The 20434-nt window shown below is 42.1% G+C and carries 23 protein-coding genes; 5 read left to right on the forward strand and 18 right to left on the reverse strand.

The window, feature by feature from the left end:
- Genes R7O13_RS03615 through R7O13_RS03630 form a run of 4 tightly spaced genes read right to left on the reverse strand, consistent with a single transcriptional unit; the run spans position 1 to position 2527 of the window.
- On the reverse strand, positions 1-195 hold the full coding sequence (locus tag R7O13_RS03615) for a hypothetical protein (RefSeq protein ID WP_165439095.1): 195 nt from the start codon (positions 193-195) through the stop codon (positions 1-3).
- A gap of 17 nt (positions 196-212) precedes the next feature.
- Complete coding sequence (locus tag R7O13_RS03620; protein WP_262629666.1) at positions 213-2030, reverse strand: replication endonuclease; 1818 nt, start codon at positions 2028-2030, stop codon at positions 213-215.
- 12 nt (positions 2031-2042) lie between these two features.
- On the reverse strand, positions 2043-2339 hold the full coding sequence (locus tag R7O13_RS03625) for a hypothetical protein (protein WP_005479376.1): 297 nt from the start codon (positions 2337-2339) through the stop codon (positions 2043-2045).
- The gene (locus R7O13_RS03630; protein WP_005455288.1) at positions 2336-2527 is read right to left on the reverse strand and encodes a hypothetical protein; all 192 of its coding nucleotides are present in this window, start codon (positions 2525-2527) and stop codon (positions 2336-2338) included. Before R7O13_RS03630 ends, R7O13_RS03625 begins: the two co-directional genes overlap by 4 nt.
- A gap of 147 nt (positions 2528-2674) precedes the next feature.
- Between R7O13_RS03630 and R7O13_RS03635 the strand changes: the two genes are divergently transcribed.
- A complete protein-coding gene (locus R7O13_RS03635) occupies positions 2675-2938 on the forward strand; it encodes a helix-turn-helix domain-containing protein (RefSeq protein WP_005390085.1) in 264 nt (87 codons plus the stop codon).
- Positions 2939-3410: 472 nt separating this feature from the next.
- Here the strand turns inward: R7O13_RS03635 and R7O13_RS03640 are convergent, their stop codons facing one another.
- On the reverse strand, positions 3411-3761 hold the full coding sequence (locus R7O13_RS03640) for a hypothetical protein (protein WP_318303009.1): 351 nt from the start codon (positions 3759-3761) through the stop codon (positions 3411-3413).
- 81 nt (positions 3762-3842) lie between these two features.
- Between R7O13_RS03640 and R7O13_RS03645 the strand changes: the two genes are divergently transcribed.
- Together R7O13_RS03645 and R7O13_RS03650 are read left to right on the forward strand one after the other, a co-directional pair.
- The gene (locus tag R7O13_RS03645) at positions 3843-4682 is read left to right on the forward strand and encodes a LysR family transcriptional regulator (protein ID WP_025998628.1); all 840 of its coding nucleotides are present in this window, start codon (positions 3843-3845) and stop codon (positions 4680-4682) included.
- 296 nt (positions 4683-4978) lie between these two features.
- Complete coding sequence (locus R7O13_RS03650; protein ID WP_005376260.1) at positions 4979-5191, forward strand: hypothetical protein; 213 nt, start codon at positions 4979-4981, stop codon at positions 5189-5191.
- A 90-nt stretch (positions 5192-5281) separates the two neighbouring features.
- On the opposite strand, the gene R7O13_RS03655 is transcribed toward R7O13_RS03650, so the two are convergent.
- The 10 genes from R7O13_RS03655 to R7O13_RS03700 all read right to left on the reverse strand — a co-directional run bounded on the left by R7O13_RS03655 (position 5282) and on the right by R7O13_RS03700 (position 15132).
- A complete protein-coding gene (locus R7O13_RS03655) occupies positions 5282-5671 on the reverse strand; it encodes a universal stress protein (RefSeq protein WP_017634770.1) in 390 nt (129 codons plus the stop codon).
- 873 nt (positions 5672-6544) lie between these two features.
- Positions 6545-6706 (reverse strand): YoaH family protein, encoded by a 162-nt coding sequence (locus R7O13_RS03660; RefSeq protein WP_005376257.1) that lies wholly within the window; start codon positions 6704-6706, stop codon positions 6545-6547.
- A 41-nt stretch (positions 6707-6747) separates the two neighbouring features.
- Positions 6748-7869 carry a conjugal transfer protein TraF gene (locus R7O13_RS03665; RefSeq protein ID WP_005388052.1) on the reverse strand — a complete coding sequence of 374 codons (1122 nt, stop codon included), beginning with the start codon at positions 7867-7869 and terminating at the stop codon, positions 6748-6750.
- 60 nt (positions 7870-7929) lie between these two features.
- Complete coding sequence (locus R7O13_RS03670; RefSeq protein WP_053303637.1) at positions 7930-8811, reverse strand: DUF2861 family protein; 882 nt, start codon at positions 8809-8811, stop codon at positions 7930-7932.
- 6 nt (positions 8812-8817) lie between these two features.
- Positions 8818-9480 carry a response regulator transcription factor VxrB gene (gene vxrB / locus R7O13_RS03675; protein ID WP_005376251.1) on the reverse strand — a complete coding sequence of 221 codons (663 nt, stop codon included), beginning with the start codon at positions 9478-9480 and terminating at the stop codon, positions 8818-8820.
- On the reverse strand, positions 9455-10909 hold the full coding sequence (gene vxrA / locus R7O13_RS03680; protein ID WP_025767766.1) for a sensor histidine kinase VxrA: 1455 nt from the start codon (positions 10907-10909) through the stop codon (positions 9455-9457). Before vxrA ends, vxrB begins: the two co-directional genes overlap by 26 nt.
- Before the next feature lie 155 nt (positions 10910-11064).
- Entirely contained in the window at positions 11065-12441 is a 1377-nt protein-coding gene (gene pntB, locus R7O13_RS03685; RefSeq protein ID WP_005376248.1) for a Re/Si-specific NAD(P)(+) transhydrogenase subunit beta, read from the reverse strand.
- Positions 12442-12449: 8 nt separating this feature from the next.
- Positions 12450-14006 (reverse strand): Re/Si-specific NAD(P)(+) transhydrogenase subunit alpha, encoded by a 1557-nt coding sequence (locus R7O13_RS03690; protein WP_054575447.1) that lies wholly within the window; start codon positions 14004-14006, stop codon positions 12450-12452.
- A 434-nt stretch (positions 14007-14440) separates the two neighbouring features.
- Positions 14441-14722, reverse strand: coding sequence for an HlyU family transcriptional regulator (locus R7O13_RS03695; protein WP_213903780.1), 282 nt, complete (start codon positions 14720-14722; stop codon positions 14441-14443).
- A 41-nt stretch (positions 14723-14763) separates the two neighbouring features.
- Positions 14764-15132, reverse strand: a complete 369-nt coding sequence (locus R7O13_RS03700) for a late competence development ComFB family protein (protein ID WP_005376241.1) — start codon at positions 15130-15132, stop codon at positions 14764-14766.
- A gap of 253 nt (positions 15133-15385) precedes the next feature.
- Here R7O13_RS03700 and R7O13_RS03705 point away from each other — a divergent pair, with 253 nt between their 5' ends.
- Positions 15386-16624, forward strand: a complete 1239-nt coding sequence (locus R7O13_RS03705; RefSeq protein WP_025998618.1) for a sensor domain-containing diguanylate cyclase — start codon at positions 15386-15388, stop codon at positions 16622-16624.
- A gap of 251 nt (positions 16625-16875) precedes the next feature.
- On the opposite strand, the gene R7O13_RS03710 is transcribed toward R7O13_RS03705, so the two are convergent.
- Complete coding sequence (locus tag R7O13_RS03710; RefSeq protein ID WP_258474456.1) at positions 16876-17835, reverse strand: diguanylate cyclase; 960 nt, start codon at positions 17833-17835, stop codon at positions 16876-16878.
- Between the two features lie 273 nt (positions 17836-18108).
- Between R7O13_RS03710 and R7O13_RS03715 the strand changes: the two genes are divergently transcribed.
- Entirely contained in the window at positions 18109-18546 is a 438-nt protein-coding gene (locus tag R7O13_RS03715; protein WP_005376232.1) for a DUF3069 domain-containing protein, read from the forward strand.
- A gap of 76 nt (positions 18547-18622) precedes the next feature.
- On the opposite strand, the gene modC is transcribed toward R7O13_RS03715, so the two are convergent.
- Positions 18623-19729 carry a molybdenum ABC transporter ATP-binding protein ModC gene (gene modC / locus R7O13_RS03720; RefSeq protein WP_237306153.1) on the reverse strand — a complete coding sequence of 369 codons (1107 nt, stop codon included), beginning with the start codon at positions 19727-19729 and terminating at the stop codon, positions 18623-18625.
- On the reverse strand, positions 19726-20415 hold the full coding sequence (modB, locus tag R7O13_RS03725; protein ID WP_213901221.1) for a molybdate ABC transporter permease subunit: 690 nt from the start codon (positions 20413-20415) through the stop codon (positions 19726-19728). The genes modC and modB overlap by 4 nt, the downstream gene beginning before the upstream one ends.
- Positions 20416-20434 lie beyond the last annotated feature (19 nt).

Raw genomic sequence — 20434 nt, forward strand, 5'->3', positions numbered from 1 at the left:
TTAAGCCTCGGCTAGTTCTTCATCGGTGTTCGGTTTGTTCTGAATCTGTTTGTTGACTTCCTTCATCCAGACCAGCAATAGACGCCAAAACACGCCGCCTTTGCTGCGCTTCACTTCGGCTTCCATTTCTTGGGTGATTTTGTCGATGGTGCTCATTGGGTTGTCCTTACCTAGTTGCTGAAATCGTTGTCGCAAGCAATATCCCAAACGGGTTAAATCAGTCGTAATGTGTTGTTTTGTAATTTGATTGAACAATATTGGTCGATGGAAACCGTCGCCCCATTCGCCAACGGCTCTAATAGGCATTTCACTCCCTCAAAGCTCCATCCGGTGAGCTTCTTCAACTCCGTAATGAGTGGGGAGTTACAGTTATTTTCAGTGCTCCAAGACGTCGCTCCGCGACTTTTTAAAAGACGCTTTACGTCTTTCGTTTGCACGAGCGAATAGCACTCGCTAGCGGTTTCGATGACTTGACCGCACCACTCAAAACCAATGATTTTTTTGATTGGCTCGCCGTAGTCGTTTTTGTTTTCTTTGTAAGCCAACTTCGCGCCCTTAGCTAACTGACAAAACAGCGCCCATTTGGATGAGTCTGCCGCTTGTCTCAGTTCTTCTAGCTGATCATCTTTTTGGGTTTGTTCGGCTGTCGCTCGGCGTAAACTGCGCCACAAGGAAACAGGCTCACCACCAAATTGCTGAAATTGGCGAATGCGATGCACCGACGCCCAAGCGCGCACTTTAAATGCGCTTTCTTCGGCTTCGGTGTCTGGCATGTGTTTACCGTTGATGTTCTTCGAGACGTACTTGGCAATGTACGCCGTTGCGCCGCCCTTGCTTGGGTCGGCTTCTTTGACGTCAAAGCGTGGCGTGATGTCGTCGCCCAGTTCCTCACGGTCTGGCGCAATCGCTTCACCGCGTAGAATACGAATGATGTTGGCTTTGTCTTTGTGAGAGCAAAACAAGAAATAGTGCGCGTGACTGGTTGCGTCTTTGTGCGGCTCGGCCACACGAAAACCAAAGTATTCAATCTCTAACTTTGCCAACTTAGCGCGAGCAAGTGACCATTGGCGCATTAACTCGGCGTGTCCGTCTTTGACGCTTGAGCCGTCCCACTTTGGTGAATTGCGGTGATAACGGCTCGGCAGTGTCCACGTAATGAAAAGCGCGGTGTATTCCAGTTCGTCGGCCAGTTCTTCAAAGCCACGAGAGCGAACCATCATTTCAATACGGCGGTTCTCAGGGTTAGCAATGGTGCGCTTTGCCACTTCCTCTAATGGAAAGTGCTCGCCTGTTTCCTCGTTGTACACGCTCATCGACTTCATGTATTTCTCGGATTCGCGTTGCTTGCGCTTCCAGTTACTAAAGGAAATCTCTGACACGTATTTACTTTGATGGCCTTTGTCACCCACACGGCTCATCGTGATTTGGGCGTACTCGATGTAGTCACCACGCAGACGCAGCAAACGACGTTCGACCCACTTTTCCGACTGCATTTTGAGTACCGCAGCTGTTAGCATTTGCTCTAACACTTCAACGTCTTTCACTTTGAAATTCACGTAAGGCGGCTTGATGTGAATGGTCTTAAGTAACGCTTTTTGCTCAGAATAAACCGCGGCTAACGCCTCGACAAAAGAGGCGTAACCTTCGGCATTTAGGCTTGATAAAATCTCGGCGCATTGGTCGGCGTACTTCTCCGCGAATTTGGTCAGCGCATCGTCACGCATCAAAATCTTGTGCGTTAATGGCTCGCTATGCGCGCCCTTGCGACTGTCAACAAACGAGTAACGATTCTCGATATGGTGAGCGCACTTCAAGCCAAATTTCACCGCGTCTTTGGCGGTTTTAATGACGTTTTCACGTGTGGCGTTTTGGCGCTGTGTGCGCGCCTCAACTTTACGGCGCACATCATTGCGAACTATCGCGGGTAAGCGTGGGAAGAATCGGCGTGAAAAGGCGCTTTGATGAATAGCATCATTGGCGAACGTCTTGCCCGCCATCTTGATTTCTATGGCTTTGGTGTCGAAGTCCATGCATCCCCCTGATTAAAGGGAAGAATCCGCGCCCACTTGGGGCGCTTCATCTTGCTTGCGGATTTCGTGTAGTGGTTGGCCGTTGTTTTGCGCGCCAAGTGTCGCCATACGGTTAGCGGTAGTCGTAATATCGGCTAAGGTGTCGTTTTGTGCTTTGATGCAAGCGACAAGCGTCATCCCTTGGTAAAGCCAAAGTGAGGCTTCAACGGCTTCAAGCTCAAAACTATCGAAGTAGATATGAGTTCCGTTGTCTTGTGATGCAACAAGTTGGCGCTGATTACGGCGCGATTTCCAGATACTCAAATTCATGCTACAACCCCCTGACGAAAACGTGTAGGAATGTAGGTCTGTTTCTTTTTAGGGAATTGCTCGGCGAACTTCTCGCGTAATTCTGCGATTTTACGCAGTGATTTAGCCGTTTTGATTGGGTCTGGATTTGCACACCCTGCCATATCAGGGCAAGGTAAGTGAATTGGGTTTGAGATTATACGTTCCATGTTCATAGCCTCCGCAAGCTGTCTCTTTTTTGAACATGGCAACCGTAAACGAATTATTTTAAACGTACAAACGAGTTAAACTACTGAAATAGCACGTAAGATGCTCTACAATTTAACAATCTTGTTTCTTTTTTAAACAGTTACTAAATGAACTACACAAACATACTTTTAGACAGAGTAAAAGCTAAGTACGAACTGGGCTCAGACTACAAACTAGCTCAGAAACTTGGCGTTGGTCGTAGTCGCGTAGCCCACTGGCGTGCGGGTAGCTGTTCTATGGATTGGGAAATAGCCTTTAAAATCGCTGACTTACTGGAACTAGACGATCAAAATTTGGTGTTCGGTTTGATAGATGATAAGTACAATAATCCCCGCTTAATCAATGCCTTACAAGCAGGCGCCCCTGTCTAACCTATATTAACCCTTTCACATATAATGCGAACTTAAGGGTTAGAAGGTTAGCATTGGTGAAGTCAGTTTAGTTACACCGTATTTGGCTTTTGCTTCCTTGCAAGCTTCATCAGCTGTCTTGTCTGGGCCATGAACTTCGATTCCACCACAGCGACCACTTGAACTGTATCTTTGGTTACGTCCGACACCATGCACGTTGGTTTTGCATCTTGCTCATTCAATATGAGTCAACATGGATACGCGTTTGCTTAACCCTAACGTGTAAGTACTAGATTATCTTTATAGGAACAAGGAATCTAACAGATGTAAACTCTCTACTTTTCAATCTATACCTAGATCTTTCTTCATATGTTCACTCAACTCGTTAGTGGTTCTTACATTAATCTTATGTTTGCAATGATGGATTCTCAACTCTTCACCAAATAATTTTACTAGTGATTTGGTATACAAAGTACTAATATTATTTATTATTCTATACAATGTATCTTTCTGATAAACAGATCTTTTCGAATTTTGTATTGCAGTCTTCATATTTTAATATCCTTACACGTTTAACTTTATAATTTAAAAAATCAATTTCAACTTTTATTATTAATTTTTTCGATATGGAATGAGTCATTATCAATGATGCGCAATCAACAATTAAATCACCCGAATCCAACTTAGTAATTTCACGAGACAAAATTTCTATTTTTAAATCTTTATTTTCTATATTTAATCCGATTGAGTTAATTCCTTCAGGATATCGGTTTAACTTAATATCCAATATGGTTTTATTAAGATAGTAGTCTGCCATTATTTCATGGCGGATTTTAAATATCATTGTCCCCCTCCGATGATGCAAGTTATACTTTCCCACCAGTTAAAAGACAACGTGACTCAGAGTTGCAAAAAGGTAACAATCATGGAATTGATGAACAATGAGCTGATCTGCTTTGCTGCCATTTGTAAACACCTCTCTCTTACAGAGGCATCAAAAGAACTTGGAAAGTCGAAAGCTCAAGTCAGCAGGCAGCTAGCAGCATTAGAAAAACAACTTGGCGTAACACTCGTCCACAGGACAACAAGGAAACTCGTTTTAACTGATCATGGCGAAAGCATTAGAGAGCTTGCTATCAAGACGTTAGAGAGTTTGCACGAGTTAAATTACAGAGCTAGCTCGTTGAGTGAATGCATTGATGGAAAGTTTAAAATCACAATGCCCAACTCTATAGCCTCTTCTATTTTTGGTTCTGTTCTTAAAGACTTACAAGAACGATATCCAAAAGTTGATTTTGAAATATCGTCAAGTAACAATGTAGAAAATTTATTAGAAAGCAACGTAGATTTAGCGATTAGGCTTAATAATGTTATTGATGACACTCTTATTGCACATAAAATTGGTGATTATAGTGATGTTTTGATATCTAGGGTAAGTAATGCCAACAACAAAACACTATTAATCTACAAACATCATTCGAATAAGGAATCAATTAAAAATCAATATACTGATGTTATCGAAGTTGATAACACCTCTATTTTAATAAACTTTGTTTCTGAGGGAGTTGGGGTTGGTGTCATTCCAAACTATCTTATTAAAAGTAACTATATAGACAAAAATATCCGAATATCGCAAACTTTTGATATAGAACGTTCCATGTATATTGCCTACCCTTATCAAAACCCTTTGCCAAGAAAGCTAGCTGAGATATCTACTTTTATTAGGTCTGAGTTATCACAAGTATTGAAGAGTGAGTCATTTTAGGGCGGTTGTTCAGGTTTAGAATTTTGCGTTGTCTACTCAACTAGGCCTAACGCTAATCTTTGTAACATATTGTTTCGGCGGTATTTATTAACACCACCATCTTTATGCTTGCTATCACAATGTGAGATGCTCTGCCGTCTTGTTATCAAGGTTTTGCGTGGAATAAATCACGTGGGGTAAACGATAGATTGACTTACATTAAAATTTTAATCAAAAGCAACTTTATATAAAATTGATTTCATACCAATCTATGTGTATCTTCTACCCATATCCCCACAATAACCAAGGAGAATGCCATGGATAAGCTACTCGCGTCTGCATTAGAAATTAAGCAGCGAACTATGGTGACTGGCTTTTTTGCTAGAAATGGATTCAAAATCGCTATGACCGATTTTGATGATGTCACTTTTGAGCGAGAAGGCGTGCAAGTTAACGTACATTTTGATCTGCAGTCAAACGCGGAGTCTGCATCTGTTTTATCTCATGAGGCATCAATCATTCCTGGCTAAAAACTTTTATTATCACCGATACACCAAGCCGAACATAAACGTTCGGCTTTTTAGTGACAAAAAATGATGAGTGCGAACAAGAGTTGTCGATCACTCGTCTAAATAGACGATTAATAAATCAGCTTCAACTTCGTTCACAACCTTTGGTATCGATGAAAAAAAGCGACTCAATAAGTTGTGATGATGACCACATACAACTAAGTCTATCCCCTCTTTTTTGACGATTCCCGATAGTTTTATATGAAGATCGCCGATTACTACCATGGTCTCGTTTACTGGATATAAGCATTTATCAGCGAGCTCTTGCAGCCTTCTTTCCAATTCTTGCTCTTCCTTCGCTTCCATGACTATGCGATCAACATCTACGTAAACAAATGAGAGTTTGCTGCTTGAGTTATCTGCTTGCATTATTGCTTTTTCGATAACGGCTTGGCTAGATTGAGATAAGTCGACAGCAACCAAAACGTGCTTATAACCCATCATTCCTCCCTAGGTTAGTTTTTGTTCTCATATTAAGTCTAGTCCACATAGAGCGAACACAACATCAAAACTACTGCTACATGATAGTTAAAGGAGTTTAGTTTAAAACAGGCAAATAGTTTTCATTGCAACCTTGTTGCTTCCTCTCATCCAAAGATAAACGATGTTTTTCCAATTTCTTCTCTAATTATCGGACTATTTAACAGGAAGGATGCCAGAAAACGTTACGTTGTAATGCGCGTTACTGCTCTTGATTTCTACTACTCTTGAGGATTCATATTACCCACTTCAACGTCGCCTAGTTTAGTAAAACTACTTTAGATTAAGCATATTCAATATGTAACGCTCCGCTCAAATCCAGGAGACGTATTTCGGCTAAAAAAGCAGCTCAATAAGATGAATTTCGATTCATCTATTACATATGTCTGCGAGTGCTTACTGTTCTTATATCGCTTATTTAATAACTCTAGTTTAATTATCGTTATAAGTTACGGTGTCTCTTTTTTCTTTTTTTAGCATAATCTTCTGTCTGAGAACGAAGCTCTCTTGGGCTTTGTAATTAAATTACAAGATCAATCGCAACCAATATGGTTGGCAGATTAAATGCCCGCGGTAAATAATTGATATTATTGAGTTTAATTTATGAGTTCTTTAAAAAATGCCTAATTACCTGTGCTACGAAAACTAAGGTTAACACGATTAGGTAAAATTTTACCAACTCGCTATTTAGTCTTAAAGGCAATTGAACAAGATTAAAACCATATAGGTTTAGTAAATTGTAGTTACAGCGTAATTAGGGTGGTGTTTGGGAATGTAAAGGAATAGAAAATAGAAAGGCAAAAAAACAGGGCGTATGCCCTGTCCATGAATTGATTAGTTTTGTTGTTGTTGTTTTTCTGCGTACTCAGATCGAATCCGTTCGGCAACAATTTTGATAGCTTCTGCAGTACTTGTGCCCTTCGCCATCAATTCTTGAATTCTCTCTACAGCTTGTTGTTGCTCTTGGTGAGATAGAGGGGGTAAATCGTCAAACATAAAAAGCTCCTCATTTTGAGGAGCTGACTATAACGATTCAATTAATAGGTAGCAAGGAAATTAATGGATGCCCCCATAGCGTTCTCGTTTGTGTACTGAGCTGCGATATCCAATTCGAACAACTTAAGTGGAGACAACCCGATACCAGCAGTAATGGTTCCTTCGTCATTACTTCGAGCTAAGTTCTTCATATACCCTGCTCGTAATGCCATTTGACGCAAAATATCAAATTCAATACCAGCTCGAATCATTTGCGTATTATCATCAAAGGATGAAAAACGTTTTTCTTCGTTGAGATCGTAGTCAACACTCATCGTAAAGTAATCGGCAACAATCCCAGCCCCAACAGTGTATACAGGACGCATGCTATATTCGTATGATTTTATCGTATCACTGCCATACTGGAATGATTTTGTTTTAACGTCTCTTCCAATCAAATTTTTTGCTGAAATACCGAGACGATATGGGCCAAAGAACCAAAGTGCGCCTGCGTCTAAGTTAAACATCGTTTCCGCGGTCTCATTTTCACGTAAGTCTTTAGTATCAAAATTCTGAAAACTTGTGGCGTATGAGTACGTGTATATACGCTGAAGTTTAGGAGTAACACCAAAAGAAAGGTGTTGGTTCATGAAATTAGTGTATTTAGCAAGTGAAATACCAGCTTCAGCCACGCCAATAGAAACACCTTGTACATAGCTATCATCTAATGGATTAGTACCTGAGGTATCAACATTTGGTTGTACGAATGATTCAGTGTATAGCTTACCGTATGCAGTTGCAGATAAGAATTTGTTGGGGATACCAATGGCAACGACACCACCAAGATCAAAGTCTGTCTTTTTCCCATCGATAGCATCCATCGATTTTTTGATTTCATCGACGTCTGTTAATTTGCTGATGCGTTCGATCTCATCAACTAGATCATATTGATCATCGTAGCTGCCACCAAAACTTGGCACGATCATGCCTGCATCGTCATTTCGACGATAAATCGCAGTAAGAGCGGGGTTGAAAAAAGGCGCAGTTAGATAAGTTGCTGATACGGTACCAACGCCACCCATTGCATCACTACGAGCCTCTATCGCATAAGTAGCAGCAGAGGCAGCATTAGCGAAAAGAATAGTAGCAACAGAAGTGGCAAGAATTTTATATTTGTTTTTCATACTACACTTGTGATTTTAGTTCGTCCTGAACCTTTATCGGCACAAGTAGTATTTCTTTAACTATTCTTCCTGGGAAAGATCATAGGTTCGGCTAATAGTTTGAGCCTGCTCAACAATTATATCGCCCTGCCAACGGCGACTATTGATACTTACCGCCAATACGTATCTATCGTTTGGGACACCCGCTAGCTCCAATGAATTTGGATAGTTAGACTCGTAAGTCTTTTTCCACATTTGCTCGTACTGGCCATCAATGTAGTCATACAAACCGACTTCAAGTTGCGGTAATGGACAATGGGGATTACGAAGTGCGCTCTTTTCTACTTTCCAATTCTCTTTAGATGTCCAACGAACATATTGAGAAGAGTTTGAATCTCCAAGTATTACCCAAGTTCGATACTCTTGTTTATCAGTAGAAACAACGGTTAAGTGATATAAACCAGCTTCAAGCTTACCTGTTAAGTTATAGCGTTTCGAGTAACTACGCTCGTTGGCAAGTTCTGTCCCGTTCGGCTGTTGTTCATAGCTGAATGAACTGTCCGCGGATATAGAATCATCCACCCATCGATTAAATGAAATATTTTCGATGTCAGTTGTAGCTCTTAGCTTGATCACCAATCTAAATGTATCTCGCCCAGGGCTTTGAATAGTCTGACGAATAACGTTCACACCACTTATCCAATCAGGCAGCGTTACACCAGTGAGAGCCTTGCCACAGTTTTTAGATAGTGACTGACCAAGAAGATCATTAAGGTGAGGAGTCAAATCTTTACTTGGTTCAGTTTGCCAGAGTTCAACAAGAGAGTTGAACATACCCGCAAGATCATCTTCAAGTAAGTGTTGATGTGCCTGTGTTAAAGGCGTGTTAGTTTGAAACCAGTCCATCGCATGGACTGGTTTCACTAACGCTAATGAGAGAACTACAGGGAGTAGTATTTTCATTACGACTTATGCTTTCATCTTGTAGCCAACACCACGAAGTGTTTCAATTTCCAGTCCTGGCAGTTTTTGACGAAGCTGCAGTACATGTGTATCAACCGTACGTGTTGTCGGGAAGTGATTGTAACCCCAAACGTGGTCAAGTAGCTCATCACGAGTAAACACGCGACCTAAGTTTGACGCCAAAAATAGCAGCAAATCAAACTCTGTTCGAGTAAGCGTAATTAGCTCGTCTTTATAAGTCACTTCACGAGTCGAGCGGTCAATCTCTAAGTCTTTCGTAATCACTTTATCAGCGTTGCTTTGTTCTGCTGAATCCGGTGCTCGTAGCTGTGCACGGATTCTCGCAAAAAGCTCCGCTTCAGCAAAAGGCTTTGTTAAGTAGTCGTTCGCGCCGGAATCAAGGCCTGCAACTTTATCTTTTACGGTAACAAGTGCCGTTAACAAGATAACTGGTACGTCTTTAATCTGTTTCCATTCTGGGAGACATTGTACAGAGTCACCATCTGGGAGTTGGCGATCGAGAATTACCAAGTCAGCTTTTTTCCATTGTGGCTCTACGTCTGCAATACGCTCCACATGTAAACACTCATATCCTGCTTGTTCCAGGCTTACTAACAGGCCGTCAGCCAAGTTTTTATCGTCCTCAACGAGAAGCAGTGTCTGTTTCACAAGGTATCTCCAATATAAAAGTTGTAGGTGGTCCCATTAAGGACATTTTTCCGCCCATGCGGCCTACCATAGATTCAACGATTGTTAATCCAAGTCCTAACCCGCTCTTACTTACGAACGGTTTCTTCAAATTTGCCCAATCTTTAGCCGTTAGGCCTCCTGCATCTCGGACTTGGAATACTATTTTTTCTTCACTAGTTGAGACATCCAATTCAACCGGTGCGACACCGTACTTAAGCGCATTACGAAGCAAGTTATCGATACAAGTTCCTAACCAGTACACATTAACTTTAGCAGCCACATCTTCATTGATGTTAAAAAGCACGGCACTATCAAATTCTTCTTCGATCTTAAATTCTAACCAATCTGCAACGGATGGTACCCAGTCTGTTGCAAGCATTTGGTTATCAGATTGCAAATAATCTTTACTCGCTTCTGCCAATTGACGCAGGCGGCGCGTATCTTCACACAATCTGCGGAATTCGTCATACACACTTTCAGGCAAATGCTCGAACTCTCGACGAAAGCCCTCAACCGTTAGTGACAGAGATGCAATCGGTGTTCTGAGCTCATGCGTTAAAATTTGCAACACGAGCATTCTACTACGTAGTTCTTCTCGCTTGCTATTCCAACGGTACACCGCCCAACCAATCACCAAAAGAATATTGGCGATTACCAGTATGATCATACTGATCCGCAAAACTTGCGAGTGATCTTCTACATCCCAACAAATATTACCTCGTTTAACAAAGCAACTTTTGCTTTGAGACGCTAGAGCGTATGACAGACCCGCATTCGCTACGTTCTCTTGCCAGATATCTTTCTCGAAAACAAAGTAACGGTCACCACGTCTTAACCAAAGTTCGTTACCTTCAATAAACATGCTCGCGCCTGCAATCAAAGCATTAATGGCGTCGTCATCCATGTTTTTCAAGCTTTCTAGCAACTCATCCCCTTCCTCGTTATCACGCTCTTTTATATGCATGTACTGAGATAGTTTGGGTTTGAGTTCTGGATACTTATCCACATAACGTGCCGCATACGTCCCACCACCAGGGTGAATGAGACCACTACGCGAGAACCAACGAGGTGTCAGCTGCGTCCCTTTACAAATCGCCCTTGTAAATACTAAAGGCTCAGTAATTAAAGGACTTAATGGTAATTTGCCACGACAAGTATTCGCCAAGCTGTAAAGCTGTTGGATATCTTTTAACGGATAGTCAGACGTTTGCGGCAGAAGCGAATCTGGCGCAAGTAACTTGGTAGGATAATTTGATTGCAGAATACGAATATCGTACGACTTAAGAGCTACTTCATAGTTAAATAGCTCTGTAAACGTATCTATTCTTTCTGGTAGTGAATCGGAAAATGCAGGTGCCGAAAAAAGCGGCAATACAGTTGCAAAACCGAGCAAAAACTTTTTAATCAAACTGTTACCGTCACTTGTTACATTAGCCAAAACTATACATCAATCTACAAGCAATTGACATCTGCTAACAGAAGGATTTGCATTACTATAACATTGAAACGGAACAAAAAAGGGCCAGCGATTGCTGACCCTGTATAGTTTTAAATCAAGAATGGTTAAAGTGCTTTAAAAATAGACTCAACACTTTCTTTCGCATCACCAAATAGCATTGATGTATTTTCTTTGAAGAACAGTGGGTTCTGTACTCCTGCGTAACCAGTATTCATTGAGCGCTTGAATACCACTACGTTTTTCGCGTTCCATACCTCCAATACGGGCATACCAGCGATTGGGCTGTTCGGATCTTCCAGTGCGGCTGGGTTGACCGTATCGTTAGCACCGATAACCAATACGGTATCGGTTTCTGCAAAGTCATCATTGATTTCATCCATTTCAAGAACGATATCATACGGTACTTTTGCTTCAGCGAGTAACACATTCATATGCCCCGGTAGACGACCCGCTACTGGGTGAATCCCAAAGCGAACTTCAATACCTTGTGAACGAAGTACATCAGTAATTTCATGAACAGGGTATTGTGCCTGAGCTACTGCCATGCCATATCCTGGAGTGATGATTACTGATTTTGAGTTCTTCAACATCTCTGCAACTTCTTCAGCCGTTGTTTCACGATATTCGCCCTGCTCTTCGTCACCTGAAATCACTATCTCTTGACCAAAACCACCGGCAATAACACTGATAAACGAACGGTTCATTGCTTTACACATGATGTAAGAAAGAATCGCACCTGATGAACCTACCAAAGCACCTGTTACAATCAATAGATCATTTGCGAGCATGAAACCTGCTGCCGCTGCTGCCCAACCTGAGTATGAGTTCAACATAGAGACAACAACTGGCATATCAGCACCACCGATTGAAGCGACTAAATGGTAGCCGAATGCGAACGCGATCAAAGTCATCACAATAAGAGCGAACATGCTGCCATCTGCTTTTACGAAGTAGATCATAAGAAGCGTAGAGATAACAACCGCTGCGAGATTCATTTTGTGCTTATGAGGTAGGTTAAGTGGCGACGAAGAAATCACACCACGCAGCTTACCAAATGCTACAATTGAACCGGTGAAAGTTACGGCACCGATGAACACACCCAAGAATACTTCTACAAGGTGGATAACATGCTCAGCATGTGTTGCTGCTTCTGGCGCATCTAGGTAGCTGTTGTAGCCAACTAAAACCGCAGCTAAACCTACAAAGCTGTGTAGAATCGCAACCAGTTCTGGCATCTCGGTCATTTCCACTTTCTTCGCATAGAAAATACCGATCGCACCACCTATCGCCATCGCGATAATGATCCAACCAAAACCTTGCGCATCTGGGCTAAAGATCGTCGCTATCAGCGCGATCGTCATACCAGCGATACCGTAGTAGTTACCATTACGAGCAGACTCTTGCTTTGAAAGCCCCGCCAAACTCATGATGAAAAATAATGCAGCAACAATGTAAGCTGCTTGTACTAATCCTGCAGACATTGTGACTCCTATTTATCTTTGCGGAACATTTCAAGCATACGCTTGGTGACGGTGAAACCACCGAAGATATTGATACTCGCGATCAATACGGCAATAAAAGATAGGAATGAAACGACGCCATTACCTTGTCCAATTTGCAGTAATGCACCAACGACAATAATGCCAGAGATAGCATTCGTTACTGACATTAGTGGAGTATGAAGTGCATGGGTAACATTCCATACTACGTAGTATCCGACAACACACGCTAGAACAAATACAGTAAAGTGAGAAAGAAACGCTGCCGGAGCAACCGATGCAACCCATGCAAAGGCTCCAACAGCCGCTGCCACACCAATAATTTTCTTCGTTGGAGACGTAGGTTCTTCTACTTTAGGCTCTGGCTTCACAGGCTGTTCTTGTTTCACTTGCGGCTGAGCTGAAACCTGAATTGGTGGCGCTGGCCAAGTAACTTCACCTTCTTTCACCACGGTAACGCCACGGATAACAACATCTTCAAAATCAATATTGATGTTGCCATCTTTCTCTTTACACAGCAGTTTTAGAAGGTTAACAAGGTTTGTCGCGTAAAGCTGAGAAGATTGTGTTGGCAAACGACCAACCATGTCAGTGTAACCAACAATTTTTACGCCGTTATCCGTCATGATAACTTGGTCTTTCACTGTATATTCACAGTTACCGCCATTAGCAGCTGCCAAGTCGACAATTACACTGCCCGCTTTCATGCTGTCGACCATTTCTTTGGTGATCAACTTCGGCGCAGGTTTACCAGGGATGAGCGCGGTCGTAATAATGATATCAACATCTTTAGCTTGCTCTGCGTATAACTCTGCCGCTTTTTTGTTGAAGTCATCAGACATTTCTTTTGCGTAGCCATCCCCAGAGCCTGACTCTTCTTGAAAGTCAACGGTCAGGAACTCAGCGCCCATCGATTCAACTTGCTCTTTTACTTCTGGGCGAACGTCAAACGCACGGACAATAGCACCTAAGCTACCTGCAGCACCGATAGCCGCCAAGCCAGCGACGCCAGCACCCGCAACCAATACTTTCGCTGGAGGTACTTTACCGGCAGCCGTAATTTGACCTGTAAAGAAACGACCAAACTCATGAGCTGCCTCAACCACTGCACGATAACCAGCGATATTAGCCATCGAAGATAGCGCGTCTAAGGCTTGTGCACGTGAGATACGAGGAACGGAATCCATGGCAAGAACGTTAATGTTCTTACTGGAAAGTTGTTCCATCAACTCAGCATTTTGAGCCGGCCAAATAAAGCTAACCAGTGTTGCTCCATCTTGCAGTAACGCAATTTCGTCAATGCCTTGCTCATCATCCACAATTGGCGCATTAACTTTTAAAATAAGGCCAGATGCCCAAACTTCTTCACTAGAAACGATTTTCGCACCAGCTGCTTCATAAGCGGCATCATCGAAACTCGCTAGCACCCCCGCTTGGGATTCAATCGCGACATCGAATCCCAATTTTATTAACTGCTCAACCGACTTCGGCGATGCAGCCACTCGCGATTCACCCGCGAGTATCTCTTTAGGTACACCGATTTGCAAAACGCATACTCCTTGTATACATATCAATAAATTAGTCCCAAAACAGAGCGTCGCTCTACTCTAATTCTTTTTTATTTCTATCTGTTTACCACGCAAGACAATTGCAAACGAAAGATGATGTTTGGGGACACCCATTTGCACAATAACACCTTGACTAACAGCCCTGTTATTATTCTGTTTGTATCGAACGCGTCTCATTACTTCAAGTGTTTTGTAATTTAAATACTAAATTTCATTACATATAACGCTAAGTAATGAATGATTGTCGCTCTGTGCTCGAAAAATAACAACGCAACACCGTACTAGACTGAGGTCTAACCAGGTAACGATTAAATACTGACTTAACAGAGATTTAAGCGTTAAAAAGAAAGAACCACTAGCATATACACTAATGGCTCTTTTTAAGATGACTGGAATCAAATTGCAGTAAATTGCTAGTCGAAGATTTTATCGCCCATTTGATCAATAAACATTTGAGATTTCTTCAACATAAGGTCATTGGCATCTTGCTCTGAGCCAAGTAAATCGGAGCGAATAAACCGATGTGTTTTCACTTCATCATTGTCATGCTTTTCTATTCGACCAGCGATGCGATATTGTCCGCCCTCTGAAAGGCTCTCTGGGTAAATAAAGAAACCTTTATACTCAACTGGCTCGATATTTTTGGCTTCAACCGTTTTCTCACTACCACCAAACAAACGCGAAAAAAATCCCACGATTCCTCCTTGGGTCAGCTCACTAGTCAACTGAGCGACTCTTACTTAATATTAACGTTAAGGATCGGTTTTTCATACCAATCCAACTCTTTGTCATCATCATAACTAGTATGGGAAAAAATTACAGGCACATCATACTCTCGGTTTTTACGCCTGTCTTCTTTCACCATTTCTGCGGCGTTTTTCACCGCTATATCCGCGCTTTGCTTAAACTGGCTTAATTTTTGTTCAGGAAGTGAAGACAAAAAATCAATATCATGACGGATATAGACAGGCTTGAGCTGGATAAGCGCAAGGCAAGCAATATCGGCTAACTGTTCGTTGTCATACTGTTCTAAAAATTCGGGCAAACTGAGAACCTGGCCTACTAATGTTTCCATGTAATTGTGCACATCTGAGCTTATCTGCATCTGTAAATCTCCTTTTTCCTATGAAATGAGTATAGCAACGACTTGTTTATAACAACTTATTGATTGCTCTTAATTTAATCAATCTCTCTCTTTTTGCCGTAATGTCTTCCAAAATACTTGGGAAAAGGAACAAATAGACGTATTCTTGCTAGTTCTCAAAGTTCGAAATTCAATAACGGATAAATATCCATATTGATAAAACGATTTACCTAACCAATTATATAGTCAACTATTTTCAGGCAGTTTGTAATAGATGTCCTCATCGTCAATGACTTCATCAGGCTTCAGATTCTTATTCCCTTTTTTGCTACTGGGCATAGTGAGTTCGGGCATGGACAGCATTATTCAGATGACTCAGGCAAACTGGGGCATTGCCGCAAACTTGCCGTACATACTATTAGGTTGTGCGCTACTCCTTTGTTATTCATTTAAGCAAGGCAGAGAGTCCATGGTGTGCTTGGCAATGTTACTAGCCTACTTCGTGATACAGCACCGCCTACAAGTCCCGCTTCAAAGTGGTACCGCTTTACTTGAGCTAACCATTTTAGCCACGTTACTTCCTGTCTCGTTTCTTACGGTATTTTTGTTTAGTAAAGAAGGTTTTGACTCTAGAGCCATGTTGACTTACATCTTGATGTTAGCAATGTTCGTTCTTTGGTCTTATCTAACGCTAGCATATTACGTTGAAGGAGGGTTTGAACAATGGACAAGCGGTATTTTATTTATTGTACCTACGGTCTCTAAACTGCCTTTAATTCTTGTTTTATATTGCGTGGGTATTGTCTGTTTTCTTGGAATCCTTGTTTTAAAGAAGAATGAAATTATCCATGCGATGACCTACTCTGCCATGGTATTGGCGTCTGCGACGTTCATTTTCTTTGATGTGCAGTACATATCAAGCACCATGTTTACGCTAACAGGGCTGCTTATCATTATTTATGCCGCTTCCGCTAGCCATCAACTGGCTTTCACCGATAGCCTAACGCTGATTCCGAGCAGACGTGCACTTGATCTCGATCTAAAACACATGGGTAAGAAGTTCACGATCGCAATGCTTGATGTTGACCATTTTAAAAAGTTTAACGACACCTACGGTCACGATACTGGTGATGACGTTCTAAAAATGGTCGCTTCGCGCCTCACTAAAACCCCAGGCGGCGCAAAAGTTTATCGATTTGGCGGAGAAGAATTTACCATCGTTTTTAAAGGCAAATACGCTGACGAATGTAAGAACTTTTTGGAAGAAGCTCGCAAATCGATTGCAGAATACGAGATGATATTACGCGATGAAGAATCTCGCCCTGAGAACCATAAACAAGGACAAAAACGTCGTGGTAGCAACAGTTCGAAAAGAAAGTCGGTTTTTGTTACCGCAAGTTTCGGAGTTGCTGATAGCCGGAATGGGCAAGCCCCTCTGGACGTTATTAAATCAGCGGACGAAGCACTTTACAAAGCGAAAAAGGCCGGACGTAACTGCATAAAGCTTCGTTAGACCCTAACCAATCGTGAAAGTTAACAAGCTTGTCTGGGTTTAAAACAAAACCGAACTTCCCCATCAGCATAATAACTGCACTCATCGTTGCCACTATCCCGATGTCATCTATCTAATCAAAGGTATAAGGTATACGCCCGATTGCGACATTCCGTTCGCACTGTTTGCCTATCTTACTTTGAGTTAGCTTTAAAATAACCACCAAAAAGTGACAACGCAACAAAAAGAGTAGCATTCATAAGATTTTGTTTTTAAAAAGAATGAACTACAGTATGTGTGTTTCTTCCCAAAGACTTCGAGGTATATAGTGCTTTATCAACGGTTGCATACAAGTCTGATTGCACTTCTTTCCCTGTCGGTTGAAAAACAAAAACACCCTGTGACACTGTCACTCTATTTGACACACTAGAATACTCATGTGGGTAATCGAGAAAATACATAGCCTCTTGTATACGCTCGGCTTCTCTTTCTGCTGTTTGAGTGTCGGTACACCCTAGCAACACGACAAACTCTTCTCCACCATATCGACCTACATATTCCCCAGAGCGACAAAAAGTAGCCTTGAGTTGATTCGCAATCGCTTGCAAGCAACGATCGCCTTCAATATGACCGTAATTATCATTAAACGGTTTAAAAAAATCGACGTCCAATAGAATCAAAGCCATTGGCATGTTGTGACGGCCATGCCATGCAACCATCGATTCCAACTTATGGTCGATATAACGGCGGTTATAGAGTTTGGTTAGGCCATCTTCATTCGCTTGCTGAGTCAAAAGTTGATTAACCTGCTCCAATTGAGCTGTCGCTTGCTTAAGCTCTCGTCTCATATGAGCAATACGCTGCATTGCGATAAGTTTAGAGTTCAGTACCAGTTTATCTACCGGCTTAATTAAATAGTCATCACCGCCCGCATCTATGGCTTTAGCAATCATTTCTGGCTCTTCGTGACTACTCAAGAAAATAATTGGGATCCAATCCGGAAACGTTTCTCTTATATGAAGAGAGACTTCAAAACCGTTCATATCTGGCATTGATATATCGAGTAACACCAGTTCCGGATCAAAACTCTCGTAGGTATTTAACGCCTCTAGTCCACTACCTACGGCTTTTACAATATGTCCAAGTTGCTTTAGACGAATAGCCAACTGCATCCTGTCTAGCTGAACATCGTCAACCAGAAGGATTCGCATCGATGTCCCTGTCGGTTGCATAACGCGTTCCATTTTTAATTATGTCTTTATTAAACATATACCATACTCATAGAGTTGTTGCATTCGACTCATAATTAAGTGCTATATTTTTGTTTGAATATCACGGAATCCATTGCATAAAGCAGTTAGACTGAACGTTACCCTATCTAATCATGGCCTGTGAGCAGAAGTTCAACAAACTCATTCACTTTGGTCATCTTGCGGACTAATGGGTATAGCTATTTGATGCATTTGGTATTAATATTCCCGCCTTTTTGTAATGAGAGACACACCATGTCAGAAGCAACTAACAGCGAAAGCAAAAAAATCGATCTAGCCAGCATTTCTCCAGAGCTACGTAAAGTTATCGAATTTGACGAAGTTCCAGAGCAAATGTTCGAAATGGTTACCTCTATCCATGAAGTGTCTGAAGAAGCGGTACGTGAATCATGGGACGAAATGCCAGCAAGTGCACAGAACATTCTAGACAACTTTGAACAGTTTCATGCTCTAGTTTCTGTAGGCCAAGCATTCGCTGGTATTAATGTGATGGAAGAGTTTCCGACTCTTAATCTGCCAGAAAACATGACAGATGAAGATAAAGAAGAATACCGTGCTCAACTACTTGATAATGTGCTTCACAACTGCGTGAAAGACATGGTTAAGCAACTGAAGAAAGCACGTCGTGACCCACTTCTTAAGCGTGAATTCAAAGAAGTATTCGCGAAGTAATTCCGGCATTCTTCTAGTAAAAAAGGCCGCACTTTGCGGCCTTTTTTGATCATGAAGCGTAAATCAGTCTAAACGGTTAATGAGGCGCTAGTGCCATATCTTTTTGTGTCACACTGACACCTTTAATTTGTGCAAAAACACGGCTACCAACTTTTAGGTTGAGATCGTCAAGGGCCCACGGTGTGATCGTTGCCCACAAATAACATTTCTCGTCTAGCTTGAGTGATACATTAATACTCTGTTTGTCATCGGCTGCGTTAAACACTTCGATGGAATCGACAATAGCAGGCAAAATATTTCGAATCGACGTCGCCTTGGGTTGCTCGAGCGTGATAGAAACGTCGTTGGCACGCACTTGCAAGCGTATTGGCGTGTCTGGTGTTCCGTCGATCTTTTGCACCCACAGGAATACATTAGGTGCAAGGCTGATACAAGTCAGTGCATAACGTTCATGATGTTCAGCAATCCGGCCTTCAAATAAGCTGCTTTGATCTGAGAAAGATTGCCATGGACGCATAGCATGAGAAGCCCACACTTCCTCAAGCTTACCTGAACTCGAAATTTTACCTTGGTCAATAATTGCAAGGTGCTGAGCAAGCCTTAAAATTTCCTGGAGACTGTGTGTGACATAGATAATAGGGATATTTACCTTCTCCGACAACTCCTCAAGAAAAGGCATTACCTCACGCTTTCTTGGCATATCGAGTGAGGCAAGTGGCTCATCCATCAAAAGCAAATTGGGTTTAGATAGCAATGCGCGCGCAATCGCAACACGTTGCTTTTCACCACCAGAAAGTGATACCGGAAAGCGCTTTAGTAACGGTTTGATAGACAAGAGTTCGGTGACTGCATCAAAATACTCGTCATCTTTTTCTTTAACGCCATATAACAAATTGCCTTGAACCGAATAGTGAGGAAACAGACGTGAATCCTGAAACACATAACCAATACCACGCTTGTGCGTTGGTAGGTTGATTCCCTGTTCACTGTCAAACAAAACATGCTCACCAACCGCAACATACCCTTGCCTTGGAGTGACCAATCCGCTGATGATGTTAATCAACGTCGTTTTACCTGCACCAGATCGTCCAAACAAGGCACTAATTCCGTTACAGGGTAACTTAAGTTTGATGTCGAAGTCAGTCTCACCAAGCATTTGTTTAAATTGGACTTTAATCGTCATTGCTTCGCACCCAATCTGCTTGCCGCTTTACGATTTAGCCATTCAGAGATCATTAATGTAGACAAGGCTAACGCGATAGAAATGATACACAGACGAGCCGCCTGCATTTCTGCACCTGGCGTTTCAATAAAGTTGTACATTGCCAGCGGAATCGTTTGGGTCTCACCCGGAATATTAGAGACGAAACTGATCGTCGCCCCGAATTCGCCAAGACTACGAGCAAATGACAGCATCGTGCCCGTAATAATTCCGGGAATGGTCAGTGGTAACGTGACGGTGAGAAACACTTTTAAAGGAGAAGCGCCTAACGTAGAGGCTGCGTGCTCCAATTTAGGGTCGACGCTATCTAAGCTTAAGCGTACTGAACGAACCATCAAAGGCAAAGCCACGACAATACAAGCGACTACTGCCCCTTTCCAATTAAAGCTAAATACTACCCCTAAGTTTTCATAGAGCCACTTTCCAAGGAGCCCTTGTCGTCCTAAAGAAATCAACAATAAATAGCCGATTACCACTGGCGGCAATACCAGTGGTAAATGAATTAAGCTATCGAGAATCGATTTACCAAAGAACGTTTTTCGAGAAAGTAGCCAAGCAAGAAAAACGCCGAGAGGAATCAGCCAAAGTACTGCGTACGCGCCTACTTTGAGGCTTAACATTAAGGCTTGGTATTCCAGTTCTGTCACGCTTCGTTCCTATAATTGA

The organism is Vibrio sp. Y176, assembly GCF_033438945.1.